A 14,104-nucleotide genomic window follows, 5' to 3' on the forward strand; every position below is an offset into this window, starting at 1 on the left:
TCGAAATCGACAGCTTCCCCTTAAGAAATCGTTAATAATTCTTTTTCAATTAATGCATCAATTGCAGAACAAATCGCAATCTTCACATGTGAATAAGTTAACCCACCTTGCACGTAAGCAACATAAGGGGGACGAATTGGACCATCAGCTGACAATTCAATACTTGCACCTTGAATAAACGTTCCCGCAGCCATAATTACATCATCTTCATATCCCGGCATATAGTTGGCATATGGAGTGAAGTGAGAATTAATCGGAGATGCATATTGAATTGCTTGGCAGAATGCAATCATACGATCTTTATCATCAAATTGAACAGACTGAATTAAATCTGTTCTTGGTGCGTTCCATGCTGGTGATGTATTCATTCCTAACTTCTCTAAAAATGCAGCTGTAAAAATCGCACCTTTTAGCGCTTGTCCCGCTACATGCGGCGCTAAGAAGAAACCTTGATACATTTCTTGTAGACTGTATAAAGATGCCCCTGCTTCCGCACCGATTCCCGGAGATGTTAAACGATATGCACACGCTTCAACATACTGCTCTTTACCAACGATATAACCACCAGTTTTAACAATCCCACCACCAGGGTTCTTAATAAGCGAACCTGCCATTAAATCTGCACCAACATGACATGGCTCTTGCTCTTCGATAAACTCGCCATAACAATTATCTACAAATACAATAACATCAGGTTTAATTTCTTTAACAAACGCTATCATTTCTTTAATTTGAGAAATAGTAAATGACGGACGAGTAGCATAGCCCTTTGAACGCTGAATACCAATCATCTTCGTATTACTATGAATTGCAGCCGCAACAGCTCCAAAATCAACAAGCCCCTCTTCAGTAAGCGGAACTGCATTATAACCAATATTATATTCTTTAAATGAACCCACACCTTTTCCGCGTACACCAACGATTTCTTCTAACGTATCATACGGCTTGCCAGTGATGTACAATAACTCATCTCCTGGACGTAAAATACCGAATAACGCTGTAGAAATAGCGTGCGTACCTGAAATAATTTGTGGACGAACAAGACCAGCTTCCGCTCCAAATACATCCGCATACACTTTTTCTAACGTATCACGGCCAATATCATCATAACCGTAACCTGTTGTCGGAATAAAATGCGAATCGCTAATTTTATGTTTACGAAAACTTTCTAATACACGAAACTGATTACTTTCAATTACTTCATCCGCACGTTTATGTACTTCTGTAATTTGGCTCTCTACTTCTTTTACGATTGGAGCAATTTTTTCTCCATTTTTCAAACGATCAAACATTTTTATTTTCTCCTTCTTCCACTAAAAATCTCTTTAATTGCACATTAAGCGATGAATGAGCAAAAATATACCCTACGCAATCATATACAAATTTACCTTCTAAAAACTCCATCTTTGTTAAAAGTGTTTCCGTTTTTAATAACGTTAACAACTTACCTTCACTCGGAGGAATTTCCACTTGATAACAATTCATTTCTTCCTTCATTTTCGTTTCTATCGCTTCTTTTATATGTAATAAATCATCTTCTTCAAAAGCACTAGTCATTAAGAAGTCACTTTTCGGAAACGGAATAAAGTTTTGATGTAATTCATCTTTTTTATTATATAACGTAATAATAGGAATATGATTAATTTCAAGTTCTGACAATAATTGTTTTACTGTTTTTTCATGCCCTACATAATTAGGATCTGCAGAATCAACTACATGTAAAATAACATCCGCTTCACCAGCTTCTTCTAATGTCGAACGAAAAGCCGCAATTAATGACGTAGGTAAATCCTGTATAAAACCAACCGTATCAGTTAGTAATACTGTATAACCAGAAGGTAACGGCATTTTCCTTGTCGTCGGGTCTAACGTTGCAAACAACAAGTTTTCTTCAAATGTATCAGCTTCCGTCAACCTATTAAACAGCGTAGATTTCCCCGCATTCGTATATCCTATTAATGAAACTTGAAATACTTTATTATCTTTTCTTCTCTCACGATATCTTTTTCGATGTTCCACTACAACTGCAAGTTGCTTCTTTATTTCATCAATGCGTGATCGAATATGACGACGATCCGTCTCCAGTTTCGTCTCACCGGGCCCCCTTGTCCCAATACCACCACCAAGACGTGATAAAGACAATCCTTGCCCCATAAGACGCGGCATTGTATATTGCAACTGAGCTAATTCTACTTGAAGCTTACCTTCCCTCGACTTCGCACGTTGCGCAAAAATATCTAATATGAGTTGCGTTCGATCAATTACCCTCGCATCTAATACTGAGGATAAATTCCGAATTTGACTCGGAGTTAATTCGTTATTAAATACGATAACATCCGGTTCTAATTCTTCAGTTAACATTGTAAGCTCTTCTAATTTACCTTTACCTATATACGTCGCCGGATGAAACTTCGGTCGTTTTTGCGTTGTAGACACTAACAATTCTGCTCGCGCAGTCTTCGCTAGCGATGCAAGCTCTTTCATGGAATGCATAAATTTTTCATCATCTTCTTGCGGCAATTGACAGCCCACTAATATGACTTTTTCTTTTTCTTCCATCAAATATGTTCACTCATCCTTTTCGAAATTTAAACCTTCTAATATAATAGCAGAGGAAGCACATTTCATCTAGTTAGCGGGGGAGAAAATTCATGGCATGGGAGATTTTTAGCATCATAGGCACAATTGCTTTCGCACTAAGCGGAGCCATTGTTGCAATGGAAGAGGATTATGATATTTTCGGGGTGTATATTTTAGGAATGGCAACCGCATTTGGGGGAGGTGCCCTTCGTAATTTATTAATTGGTTATCCGATTGTCGCGTTTTGGCAACAAGACATGTTATTCCAAATCGCACTTTTATCAATGACAATTATTTTTCTTTTTCCAAATAAATTAATTAGACACTGGAAAAAGTGGGAAAATATCACTGATGCTATCGGCTTATCAGCATTTGCCGTACAAGGAGCATTATACGCTCAGAAATTAAATTTACCAATTAGCGCTACAATCGTAGCAGCTGTTTTAACCGGCATTGGTGGTGGTATCATCCGCGATCTTTTAGCCCGCAGAAAACCTCTCGTTCTTCGAGCTGAAGTATATGCTTTTTGGACAATTCTAGCAGGTTTCTTAATCGGTGCTCAAATTATTGTTAGTGATTGGGCTTTATACACCTTATTCATTTTAATTGTTTGCTTCCGCATGGTTTCTATTCACTACAAATGGCATTTACCGCATAGACGTATAGACACAAACGAACGTTCAGTGCATAAATAGCAATCCAACCTCTTTACAGAACGTAAAGAGGTTTTTCTTTTCTAACGAGTTTTTCTTTACATAATGTTTATACTAATCCTCAAAGCGAGGTGAATACAAATGACAAACCATGTTAAGAAAGGTGCTCAAAAAAGCTCAGTAGGTCAAATTGGACATGACCCTAATTCTGCACACGAAAAAAGTGCTAAAATGGAACGTTTCCATAAATCTTATCAAGACAAAGCAAAAAAAGAGTAACAGCACTTATACAAAAAACAGACGCACAGTTTACGTACTGTGCGTCTCCTCTTCAAGCATCAAATCACTACTTGATATCCCAATTAAATCATATTTATCATACGTATCCTCTTGCAACAAGCGCATAGCCTGTGTACGAATCGATTTTTCAACAATATTCCGTACATATCTTCCATTACTAAACGATGTAATTTGCGATGAGTACTTTACAGCATGTAAATGATCTCTAAATTTCCATTCAGCCTCTTTCGATAACTGGTATTCACGTTCTTCATACATCCTCTTCCCTATTTCTAACAGCTGATTTACCGAGTAATCCGCAAATTCAATTATAAATGGAAAACGGGATTGCAGACCTGGATTTAATGAAAGAAAGTGATTCATCTCTCTTGAATATCCAGCTAAAATTAATACAAAACCGTGTTGTTTATCTTCCATATGTTTCACGAGCGTATCAATTGCTTCTTTTCCAAAATCTTTTTCTCCCCCTCGGGCTAATGAATACGCCTCATCAATAAACAAAATACCTCCCATTGCTTTTTTTATTAAATCTCTTGTTTTTTGAGCTGTATGACCGATATATTCTCCTACAAGATCCGCACGTTCAGCTTCAACTAAGTGCCCTTTTGATAGAATATTCATCTCAAACAACAATTTCCCTATCATTCTAGCAACAGTTGTCTTCCCTGTACCTGGATTCCCTTTAAACAACATGTGGAGTACTTGCTTCTCAGACTTCAACCCTATTTCTTGTCTTTTTTTGTTTACATAAATCCAAGCATATATTTCTTTTATTATCTTTTTTATATCATCCATCCCAACGAGCTTTCCCATCTCTTCTTCAATTCTTTGCAGCATCTCATGTTTCGTAGTAGTTTCACTTGAAATTACCGTTTTATTTTCCGCGGCCGGTAAAGAAATTTTCTTTCGATGATTTAACACAATGTTAATTTGATTATTATTTTTCTTTCGCATCGATTGTTCCATACACTCACCTCATTTTATCCTGCATGAACAAGCAGTAAGACTCCCACCTCAAAATTCAGCAAACGCGAGGAAGTTAGACGAGAGATAGCTACCCGTAAATGCCCGATTGGTTCAACTAATAATCAAGGGAGATGAACAAATACCCCACTGATTAAAGTTTCACTTTATCCACTCACCAAATATTATTATTCCTGTCTCCCTTGCAAATGACTATTTTCAGAAAAGTTTGCTATAATATAAGAAATAATGAAGGTGGTGGGACTATGGAGACAACGGAATTCCATGATACAATACAAGCCTTTTCTATTTTTTTATTGAATAAAGGCCGAAAACCTTCAACCATTAAACGTTATGTTTATGACATTGAAGATTTCGGACATTGGTTAGAAAAAAACAAAAAGCTCCCTTCCAGTAATATATGGGCTACACTTTGTACAAAAGACTATGAAGATTACTTTTCCGACTTAAAAAAGAATCGACATTACTCAGAGAAAACGATGCACCGTGTATTTATTGTATTAAATAGAATGCATCACTTTCTAAACATCCCTAATCCATTAAAGAACATGGAAATTTCTATTCAACCAGACCGCACACTTCGTAATGAGGATTTCATTTCATCTGATGAAGAAAAAAGATTAAAACATATAGTCACTTCATTAGAAGGACTTTCAGAAAAACAGCGTCCTGTGCGCCCTTTATTAATGGATCGTAATATCACTATTTTAAATTTATTAATCGACTACGGATTATCCTTACAAGATCTTACAGCATTAACTATGCAGCACGTCCACTTTGAGACGAACACATTATCTATCCCAGCAACCGCAGGGATAGAAAGAACAATTACATTAACTAGCGAAGACAAAAAACAACTATATACTTATTACAAAAGCATCCCAGAGCCCGTTCGTCCAAAATACCATAGTAATGATCCATTATTTATTGCCTTTGATTTTAATCGCGGAACATACAGATGGGTATACGAAAATGATGCACCAAAGGGATTAACAGAAATCGCTATCCAAAAAATGATTCGCCTTGAAGTATCTAGAGCTAATTTACGTAAAGGAATCTCAGGACAACACTTTCGTAACACCTATATTTTAAACTTAATAAAAAAAGAAACTCCAGAATCAGAAATTATAAAACTAGTTGGATTTAAATCAAAAGTTTCACTCAAACGATATTATCAATACGCAGAAAATAGAAAAAACGCCTTATCCTAAGGCGTTTTTTCTATTTTTTCTTTAAACAAACGATTTTACTATGACCATTTAACTAATTTTTGCATCTACTATGATGAGTTTCGTTCATATCCTCATGAGAAAGGAGAGATTTAATGTCTCATTTTAACGACAGTCAGAACAAATTCTCCAAACCATGCTTTCCAAGTAGCGCCGGACGAATCCCAAATACTCCATCCATCCCAGTTACTAAGGCACAACTTAGAACATTCCGCGCAATCATTATCGATCTAACAAAAATAATTCCAAAACTTTTCGCAAATCCATCTCCTCAAAATATTGAAGATCTAATCGATACATTGAACTTACTAAGTAAATTTATTTGTTCACTAGACGCTACTTCCTCCCTGAAAGCACAAGGGTTAGCTATTATTAAAAATTTAATAACTATATTAAAAAACCCAACCTTCGTAGCAAGCGCTGTATTTATTGAGCTTCAAAATCTAATTAATTATTTACTATACATTACAAAACTATTCCGAATTGACCCTTGCACACTTCAAGAGCTTCTTAAATTAATAGCAGCATTACAAATCGCTCTAGTTAATTCTGCTTCATTTATTCAAGGACCTACAGGGCCAACAGGCGCTACTGGTGCCACCGGACCTCGAGGTAACACGGGCGCTACTGGTGCCACTGGACCTCGAGGTAGCACAGGCGCTACTGGTGCCACTGGACCTCAAGGTAACACGGGCGCTACTGGACCTCAAGGGCCTCAAGGTAACACAGGCGCTACTGGTGCCACTGGACCTCGAGGTAGCACAGGTGCTACTGGTGCCACTGGACCTCAAGGTAACACGGGCGCTACTGGACCTCAAGGGCCTCAAGGTAACACGGGTGCTACTGGTGCCACTGGACCTCGAGGTAACACAGGCGCTACTGGTGCCACTGGACCTCAAGGTAACACGGGCGCTACTGGACCTCGAGGTAACACAGGCGCTACCGGTGCCACTGGGCCTCAGGGTGTTCAAGGTAACACGGGTGCTACTGGACCTCAAGGACCTCAAGGTAATACAGGTGCTACTGGACCTCAGGGCGTTCAAGGTAACACAGGTGCTACCGGTGCTACTGGTGCCACTGGACCTCAAGGTAACACGGGTGCTACCGGTGCCACTGGTATAGGAGTTACTGGACCTACCGGACCTTCTGGCGGGCCTCCTGGACCTACTGGACCTCAAGGCGTTCAAGGTAACACAGGTGCTACCGGCGCTACTGGACCTCAGGGCGTTCAAGGTAACACAGGTGCTACCGGTGCTACTGGGCCTCAAGGCGTTCAAGGTAACACGGGTGCTACTGGACCTCAAGGCGTTCAAGGTAACACAGGTGCTACCGGTGCTACTGGGCCTCAAGGCGTTCAAGGTAACACGGGTGCTACCGGTGCTACTGGGCCTCAAGGTATAGGGTGCTACTGGACCAAGGCGTTCAAGGTAACACAGGACCTGCTACTGGCCTCAAGGCGTTCAAGGTAACACGGGTGCTACCTGGACCTCAAGGCGTTCAAGGTAACACAGGTGCTACCGGTGCTACTGGACCTCAAGGCGTTCAAGGTAACACAGGTGCTACCGGTGCTACTGGGCCTCAAGGCGTTCAAGGTAACACGGGTGCTACCGGCGCTACTGGACCTCAGGGCGTTCAAGGTAACACAGGTGCTACCGGTGCTACTGGACCTCAAGGCGTTCAAGGTAACACGGGTGCTACTGGACCTCACTGGACCTCAGGGTGCTCAAGGTAACACAGGTGCTACTGGTGCTACTGGGTAACACTCAAGGCGTTCAAGGTACGGGTGCTACACCTCAAGGGGTGCTACACGGTGCTACTGGGCCTCAAGGTGTTCAAGGTAACACAGGTGCTACTGGTGCTACTGGACCTCAAGGTGTTCAAGGTAACACGGGTGCTACTGGGCCTCAAGGGTGTTCAAGGTAACACGGGTGCTACCGGTGCGCTACTGGACCTCAGGGTGCTCAAGGTAACACGGGTGCTACTGGGCGGCAAGGTAACACAGGTGCTACTGGACCTCAAGGTGTTCAAGGTAACACAGGTGCTACTGGACCTCAGGGCGTTCAAGGTAACACGGGTGCTACTGGGCCTCAAGGTGTTCAAGGTAACACAGGTGCTACTGGTGCCACTGGACCTCAAGGTGTTCAAGGTAACACAGGTGCTACTGGACCTCAGGGTGCTCAAGGTAACACGGGTGCTACTGGGCCTCAAGGCGTTCAAGGTAACACAGGTGCTACTGGTGCTACTGGACCTCAAGGTGCTCAACCTGCGGGTGCTACTGGTGCCACTGGACCTCAAGGTGCTCAAGGTAACACAGGTGCTACTGGTGCCACTGGACCTCAAGGCGTTCAAGGTAACACGGGTGCTACTGGACCTCAAGGTGTTCAAGGTAACACAGGTGCTACTGGTGCCACTGGATCTCAAGGTGTTCAAGGTAACACAGGTGCTACTGGTGCTACTGGACCTCAAGGTGTTCAAGGTAACACAGGTGCTACTGGACTACTGGACCTCAAGGTGCTCAAGGACCACGGGCTACCGGTGCCACTGGACCTCAAGGTGTTCAAGGTAACACAGGTGGTGCTACTTGCTCAAGGTCAGCAAACACGGGTTAACAACTTCATTTTTAATACTGCAATTAACATAAACAACATTATCTTCAACGGCACAGATACAGTTACTGTTATCAACGCTGGTATTTATGTCATTAGCGTATCCATCTCTACAACTGCACCAGGATGTGCCCCACTTGGACCTCAAGGTAGGAATTTCAATAAATGGAGCAGTCGCAACTGACAACGTTCTCTTCAAATCTAATAGGCGACTCACTTCAAGGTCATTCACTGGTGCCACTGGACCTCAAGGTGTTCAAAACACAGGTGCTACTGGACTGCTCAAGGCACAGGTGCTAAACATTCAAGGTCACGGGTGTTAAATCAAGGTAACACGGGTGCTACTGGACCTCAAGGTGTTCAAGAACACAGGTTACACCTCAAGGTGTTCAAGGTCTGAAACACCTACCGGACACCAACTGGACCTACTGGGCCTACATTTCCCTGTGGCAACAATTGTCGTTACAAACAACATGTATTTTTAACAACTTCATTTTTAATCGCAATTAACATAAACAACATTATCTTCAACGGCACAGATACAGTATTGTTTTTATGTCATTAGCGTATCCATCTCTACAACTAAAAAAAATTTCAATAAATGGAGCAGTCGCAACTGACAACTTCTCTTCAAATCTAATAGGCGACTCTTTTTTACGATCGAAACATTAGTTTTCTGTTAAATGCGAAATTACAATTCCTGAAACAGGCAACACTAACATCATGTATTTAGAATCGCTTAAATTCCACGATCTTGTTTAATTCAATTGAAACATTTTTTTCAATTGAAACATTTTTTTGGTACAAATGTAGAAATTGCATGTTTATAAATAAGCTGTTGCTTACCTTCTGTTTCCAGTAGGACTGTAAAATTATCAAATCCTTTAATTAATCCACGAAGCTGGAAACCATTTAATAAGTACAGCGTAACAAACGTATTCTCTTTACGGAGTTGATTTAAAAACTGATCTTGAATATTGATTGATTGCTTCATGTCGAATCCTCCTCTTTTTCTCTACTTACTATTATTCGACTTTAGTTGTAACTTTCCTTCTATGTATCGTAAAATTTCTGACGTTTTTTCACCGTCTGTAACATCAAACCATGTGACATCCATCTTATTACGGAACCATGTTAATTGACGCTTTGCATAACGACGTGAATTCGTCTTTAATTGTACTACCGCTTCTTCTAAAGAGACACGATCCTCAAAATAATCATATATCTCTTTATACCCAATCGCTTGAATAGATTGACAATCTCGTATCCCGCTATTATACAATCCTTCTACTTCTTTTAATAAACCTTGGTCCATCATTATATCAACTCGCAAGTTAATGCGATCGTATAGCATTTCTCGATCCATTGTCAAGCCAATCAAGGAAACATCGTATAATAACTCGTTTTCTTGTTTTTCAAGTTGATCACTCATTTTTTCACCCGTCGTGTGGAAAATTTCTAACGCCCTAATGACACGGCGTACATTATTTGCATGAATACGCTCAGCGCTTTCTGGGTCTACTTCTTGTAACTTTTTATGTACATATTCCACACCACGTTCTAATGCTAACTGTTCCATTTGTTCTCGGTATATAGTATCACCAGCATCATCCGTAAACTGATAATCGAATAAAACAGATTGTATATACAGGCCAGTTCCACCAACGATAATTGGCAATTTACCACGCTCTGTAATCTCTCGAATATGCTTACGAACACGTTCTTGAAATTCGGCAACAGAAAATGATTCTTCCGGATTTTTTATATCAACCATATAATGTGGAATTCCGTCCATCTCTTCTTTCGTCACCTTTGCAGTTCCAATATCCATCGTACGATAAATCTGCATGGAATCTCCACTTATAATTTCACCATTCAACGCTTTAGCAAGATCAATACTTAACTTCGTCTTCCCAACAGCAGTTGGTCCAATGATGACAGCAACTTTTTCACGTTGCACTTCTCCCATATCATTCAACTCTCTTTATGTGATGTACTCCATCTATTGATTATATCCAATCTTACCAATTTTAACGGCATGATTGCAAGTTCTTTCATTCCGGTACATGAAATTATAAAGTGAAACTTTAATCAGCGGGGGTTTTCTTCATCCCCCACTGATTATCAGCCCTCACCAATCGGACTTTTAGGGGCAGTTGATCCCCCACCTAACTTCTTTGCTTTCGCTGCATTTTGAGGTGGGGGGTCTTACTGCCCATTAAAGCGGGATAAATAAAAAAGAACATAGTTTGTCCAATTCCGCATATACATGATAAAAAATACCTTCGAGAGGATGAGTTGACTATGAAACAATCCACCATTAATTTTTCATCTTTAACAAAAGACCTCATTTTAGCTACTGCTACAAAAGAACAAAATTGCTCACAAGAAGAATTATACTTCGCCTTAAATTGTTTGCTACGTTCTTTTCATTCTACTCTCCAAGAAACAACATTACATCCAGAAAATGAAAATACAGAATATATTCAAAATCAATTTTGCAGTGCATATAAAATTATTACAGGTAAAACGATTTATCCTTTTCAATAATCCACAAAAGGCGGTTGCTTATACAATTTCAAGCAACCGCCTTTCATATTCATACATATATACTACTCTATAACTTTCACTTTTACAGATTTGCGCCCCCAGTTATCAGCACTACCATCTGAACCAACTAAAACATCAATACGATTTCCTTTAATCGCGCCACCTGTATCTCCAGCAATTGCTTCTCCATATCCTTCTACCCATACTTTTGATCCAAGTGGAATCACTTTAGGATCAACAGCAATGACCTTCATATTTGGATTTGCTGTTAAATCATGCCCCATTGCAGTTAATACACGACCACCATACGTACCATTCTCACTTGGGTGCGCTGTATACGCTGTCGCTTCTACTGTTATTTCACGTCCACCAGCAGGCGCACTTGTTTCAGCAGATTTCGCAACTGGTTTCGCAGTTGTCTTCTCTTTTGCCACAGGTTTACTTGATTCTACATTCTTAACAGACTCTTTACTCTTAACTGCTTTATTATTTTTAACCGGCGTATTTATTTTTTCCGGTGCTTCTTCTTGCGTGACAACTTCTTTCTTTTCAATCACAGGTGCCGTCCCTGTTAAAAATGGCACGTGAACATATCCTGTTTTTCCATTATAGTCAAATTGTAACCATTCATTTTGAACTTGATTTGTCGTTTCAATTACATCATTTTTATTAAGTTTACCAAGAATTTCAGAGTCCGTACTCGCTCCAGCACGAACATTTAACACGCCCGCTGTTACATAATATGTACTTTTTGTAAACTCAGCACTCACAAACGCTTCTTGACCATTTAATTTAATTTTTGTCCATCCATTTTCTGTATTTACCACATCTAATGTATTTCCACTCAACATTTTACCTACAAGCTTTGATTCTACATTTGGGTTTTCTCTAACATTTAATACGTCTGTTGTTACAATCGTTTCTGCTTTCGCAGAACCCGCAAAAATCCCAAGACCAAAAACTGCTGCTGTTGCTATACCTAATAATTTTTTCATGAATAGCCTCCATTTGCTTTGTTTTCGTATTTTCATTATAGCAACAGATTTTTGAGATTTTTAGAAATCACACAATTACAAACCATTCGTAATATGCGATTAATGAGTTGTAACATAAATTTCCATATTAATGAATTCTCTTTCCAATAGAATCCCCAATAGTTTTCATATATTTTCCACGTACAAGCACCAGAATTTTTTTCCAGAAAAAATTACAGTATTACTTTTTTGTTACAAAAAATTCATATTTCATTACATCTTTTACCAAAATCCATCATTCTCCAATTATTAACCTTCTTTTTTGTAATAAAAAGGATCAGCTAATAAAAGCTCCTCCTTTTTCATGTGTTATTTAACTTTCTTTTTCCAAATCCCCATCATAAGAGCTGAAACAACTGTCCCTATCAATATCGAGAAAATATATAACACCGGTTTATTTACTAATGCGATAACAAACAATCCACCATGTGGCGCTGGTAATGTAATTTGGAATAACATAGATAATGCACCCGCAATACTTGAACCAACAACACAACTTACTATTACTCGAATCGGATCTGCAGCTGCAAATGGAATCGCACCTTCTGTAATAAACGACGCTCCCATAATATAATTTGTTAAACCAGATTTACGTTCTGCCTCAGTAAATTTTGATTTAAAGAAAGTAGTTGCGAATGCAATCGCTAACGGCGGTACCATACCACCAGCCATAACTGCTGAGTGAATTCCAAAGTTCTGCGCTTCTATTGCAGCAATGCCAAATGTAAATGCTGCTTTATTAATTGGACCACCCATATCAATTGCCATCATGCCACCTAAAATAAGACCTAATAATATAGCATTTGTACCGTTCAAACCATTTAACCATCCTGTTAACATTTCATTCATTGCTACTACAGGTGGAATTACTACTTTTTGCATAACAACTCCTGTAATCAACAATCCAAAGACTGGATATAACAATACAGGCTTAATTCCTTCTAACTGTACTGGTAATCCTGAGAACAATCGTTTCAATCCTACAACAACATACCCAGCTAAGAAACCAGCAATTAATCCACCTAAAAACCCAGCATTCGCATGTGCTGCTAAAAATCCACCGACAACACCAGGCATAAAACCAGGACGATCAGCAATAGAACTTGCAATAAATCCAGCTAAAATTGGTACGAGGAATAAAAACGCCCCTGTTTTACCTCCACCAATAGACATTAACAATTCAGCCAATGGCCCTTCTGCTTTTATACCACCAACCCAAAATGCTAATGCAATTAAAATTCCGCCACCAACAACGAATGGAAGCATATTACTTACACCGTTCATTAAGTGCTTATAAATTCCTAACCCTTTTTCTTTCTCGGCGCTCTCTATCTTCCCATCTTCCTTTATTCCTTTAAAGATTGGCGCATCTTGTTTTACAGCTCGATTAAGAAGCGCTTCCGTTTTTCTAATCCCATCAGCGACTGGCACTTGAATGACATGTTTCCCAGCAAAACGGTTCATTTCTACTTGTTTATCTGCCGCAACAATTATAGCCGTTGCACGTTCAATGTCCTCTTTCGTTAAACCGTTTTTTATACCTGTTGATCCATTCGTTTCAACTTTAATTGCTATACCTAGCTCTGCTGCTTTTGCTTTCAAGCTATCCGCCGCCATATACGTGTGAGCGATTCCAGTTGGGCAAGCCGTAACCGCTAATACGTATGGTTCATTTCCTTCTGGTTTTGCAACTTCAACCTCTTCTTCTTTTTCATTCTCTTTTTCATCAAATAAACGAAGAAGTTCCTCTTCATCCTTTGCTTCTAATAATTGCTTACGAAATCCTTCATCCATTAATAAAGTAGATAAGCGGGATAACGTTTCTAAATGAGTATTATTCGCCCCTTCACTCGCAGCAATCATAAAGAATAAATACGCTGGCTGTCCATCAAGCGATTCATAGTTGATACCGCTTACACTTCTGCCAAAACAAATCGCCGGCTGCTTAACAGCTTTTGTTTTCGCATGAGGGATTGCAATCCCTTCCCCTATTCCAGTCGTACTTTGTGACTCCCTCTTTAAAATAGCTTCTTTAAATTCCGCTTTACTATTTAAACGATTTGCACCGTCTAATTTCTCAACTAATTCATCTATGACAGCTTCTTTATTTGAAGCTGTCAAATTTATAATAACTGTATCCCTTTTTAATAGTTCTGTAATTTTCATAT

The 14,104-nt window shown here is 39.5% G+C and carries 13 protein-coding genes and 2 pseudogenes; 8 read left to right on the top strand and 7 right to left on the bottom strand.

Going from position 1 to position 14,104, the window contains the following annotated elements; all coding sequences use genetic code 11:
• Window positions 1–20: 20 nt before the first annotated feature.
• On the bottom strand, window positions 21–1,292 hold the full coding sequence (locus MHB74_RS18010) for a methionine gamma-lyase family protein (RefSeq protein ID WP_061677945.1): 1,272 nt from the start codon (window positions 1,290–1,292) through the stop codon (window positions 21–23).
• Entirely contained in the window at window positions 1,285–2,559 is a 1,275-nt protein-coding gene (gene hflX / locus MHB74_RS18015; protein ID WP_061677944.1) for a GTPase HflX, read from the bottom strand. Before hflX ends, MHB74_RS18010 begins: the two co-directional genes overlap by 8 nt.
• A gap of 92 nt (window positions 2,560–2,651) precedes the next feature.
• On the opposite strand from hflX, the gene MHB74_RS18020 reads away from it, so the two are divergent.
• Together MHB74_RS18020 and MHB74_RS18025 are read left to right on the top strand one after the other, a co-directional pair.
• Window positions 2,652–3,275: a trimeric intracellular cation channel family protein gene (locus MHB74_RS18020; RefSeq protein WP_048544241.1), complete on the top strand. Its 624-nt coding sequence runs from the start codon at window positions 2,652–2,654 to the stop codon at window positions 3,273–3,275.
• Between the two features lie 99 nt (window positions 3,276–3,374).
• Window positions 3,375–3,512, top strand: a complete 138-nt coding sequence (locus MHB74_RS18025) for a hypothetical protein (protein ID WP_061677943.1) — start codon at window positions 3,375–3,377, stop codon at window positions 3,510–3,512.
• A 30-nt stretch (window positions 3,513–3,542) separates the two neighbouring features.
• On the opposite strand, the gene spoVK is transcribed toward MHB74_RS18025, so the two are convergent.
• Window positions 3,543–4,499, bottom strand: a complete 957-nt coding sequence (spoVK, locus tag MHB74_RS18030; RefSeq protein ID WP_061677942.1) for a stage V sporulation protein K — start codon at window positions 4,497–4,499, stop codon at window positions 3,543–3,545.
• 263 nt (window positions 4,500–4,762) lie between these two features.
• Between spoVK and MHB74_RS18035 the strand changes: the two genes are divergently transcribed.
• The 5 genes and pseudogenes from MHB74_RS18035 to MHB74_RS29225 form a co-directional block, all read left to right on the top strand.
• Window positions 4,763–5,728, top strand: a complete 966-nt coding sequence (locus MHB74_RS18035) for a tyrosine-type recombinase/integrase (RefSeq protein ID WP_061677941.1) — start codon at window positions 4,763–4,765, stop codon at window positions 5,726–5,728.
• Between the two features lie 113 nt (window positions 5,729–5,841).
• Window positions 5,842–7,215: a collagen-like repeat preface domain-containing protein gene (locus MHB74_RS18040; RefSeq protein WP_340844336.1), complete on the top strand. Its 1,374-nt coding sequence runs from the start codon at window positions 5,842–5,844 to the stop codon at window positions 7,213–7,215.
• Window positions 7,216–7,220: 5 nt separating this feature from the next.
• Window positions 7,221–7,478, top strand: a complete 258-nt coding sequence (locus MHB74_RS18045; RefSeq protein WP_340844337.1) for a hypothetical protein — start codon at window positions 7,221–7,223, stop codon at window positions 7,476–7,478.
• A 212-nt stretch (window positions 7,479–7,690) separates the two neighbouring features.
• Window positions 7,691–8,571: pseudogene (locus MHB74_RS18050) on the top strand (Gly-Xaa-Xaa repeat protein); the annotation flags it as partial.
• Between the two features lie 11 nt (window positions 8,572–8,582).
• A pseudogene (locus tag MHB74_RS29225) lies at window positions 8,583–9,114 on the top strand (Gly-Xaa-Xaa repeat protein); the annotation flags it as partial.
• Window positions 9,115–9,133: 19 nt separating this feature from the next.
• On the opposite strand, the gene hfq reads toward MHB74_RS29225, so the two are convergent.
• The gene (hfq, locus tag MHB74_RS18070) at window positions 9,134–9,346 is read right to left on the bottom strand and encodes an RNA chaperone Hfq (protein WP_445661911.1); all 213 of its coding nucleotides are present in this window, start codon (window positions 9,344–9,346) and stop codon (window positions 9,134–9,136) included.
• A 21-nt stretch (window positions 9,347–9,367) separates the two neighbouring features.
• Window positions 9,368–10,321, bottom strand: coding sequence for a tRNA (adenosine(37)-N6)-dimethylallyltransferase MiaA (miaA, locus tag MHB74_RS18075; protein WP_061676391.1), 954 nt, complete (start codon window positions 10,319–10,321; stop codon window positions 9,368–9,370).
• Between the two features lie 335 nt (window positions 10,322–10,656).
• Here miaA and MHB74_RS18080 point away from each other — a divergent pair, with 335 nt between their 5' ends.
• The gene (locus MHB74_RS18080; protein ID WP_048545845.1) at window positions 10,657–10,902 is read left to right on the top strand and encodes a hypothetical protein; all 246 of its coding nucleotides are present in this window, start codon (window positions 10,657–10,659) and stop codon (window positions 10,900–10,902) included.
• 62 nt (window positions 10,903–10,964) lie between these two features.
• Here the strand turns inward: MHB74_RS18080 and entD are convergent, their stop codons facing one another.
• Both entD and MHB74_RS18090 read right to left on the bottom strand, forming a co-directional pair.
• On the bottom strand, window positions 10,965–11,897 hold the full coding sequence (gene entD / locus MHB74_RS18085; RefSeq protein WP_061680374.1) for a cell wall-binding protein EntD: 933 nt from the start codon (window positions 11,895–11,897) through the stop codon (window positions 10,965–10,967).
• A 348-nt stretch (window positions 11,898–12,245) separates the two neighbouring features.
• Window positions 12,246–14,102 (bottom strand): PTS fructose transporter subunit IIABC, encoded by a 1,857-nt coding sequence (locus MHB74_RS18090; protein WP_061680373.1) that lies wholly within the window; start codon window positions 14,100–14,102, stop codon window positions 12,246–12,248.
• Window positions 14,103–14,104 lie beyond the last annotated feature (2 nt).

It is taken from the genome of Bacillus sp. FSL K6-0069, from assembly GCF_038007785.1.
Lineage (GTDB): Bacteria > Bacillota > Bacilli > Bacillales > Bacillaceae_G > Bacillus_A > Bacillus_A mobilis.

Bases quoted from the DNA above. Each gene is read 5' to 3' on its own strand.
- hfq (WP_445661911.1), bottom strand. From the start codon at position 9,346: ATGAAGCAATCAATCAATATTCAAGATCAGTTTTTAAATCAACTCCGT.
- miaA (WP_061676391.1), bottom strand. From the start codon at position 10,321: ATGGGAGAAGTGCAACGTGAAAAAGTTGCTGTCATCATTGGACCAACT.
- MHB74_RS18080 (WP_048545845.1), top strand. From the start codon at position 10,657: ATGAAACAATCCACCATTAATTTTTCATCTTTAACAAAAGACCTCATT.
- hflX (WP_061677944.1), bottom strand. From the start codon at position 2,559: ATGGAAGAAAAAGAAAAAGTCATATTAGTGGGCTGTCAATTGCCGCAA.
- MHB74_RS18035 (WP_061677941.1), top strand. From the start codon at position 4,763: ATGGAGACAACGGAATTCCATGATACAATACAAGCCTTTTCTATTTTT.
- MHB74_RS18020 (WP_048544241.1), top strand. From the start codon at position 2,652: ATGGCATGGGAGATTTTTAGCATCATAGGCACAATTGCTTTCGCACTA.
- spoVK (WP_061677942.1), bottom strand. From the start codon at position 4,499: ATGGAACAATCGATGCGAAAGAAAAATAATAATCAAATTAACATTGTG.
- MHB74_RS18090 (WP_061680373.1), bottom strand. From the start codon at position 14,102: ATGAAAATTACAGAACTATTAAAAAGGGATACAGTTATTATAAATTTG.
- MHB74_RS18010 (WP_061677945.1), bottom strand. From the start codon at position 1,292: ATGTTTGATCGTTTGAAAAATGGAGAAAAAATTGCTCCAATCGTAAAA.
- MHB74_RS18040 (WP_340844336.1), top strand. From the start codon at position 5,842: ATGTCTCATTTTAACGACAGTCAGAACAAATTCTCCAAACCATGCTTT.
- entD (WP_061680374.1), bottom strand. From the start codon at position 11,897: ATGAAAAAATTATTAGGTATAGCAACAGCAGCAGTTTTTGGTCTTGGG.
- MHB74_RS18025 (WP_061677943.1), top strand. From the start codon at position 3,375: ATGACAAACCATGTTAAGAAAGGTGCTCAAAAAAGCTCAGTAGGTCAA.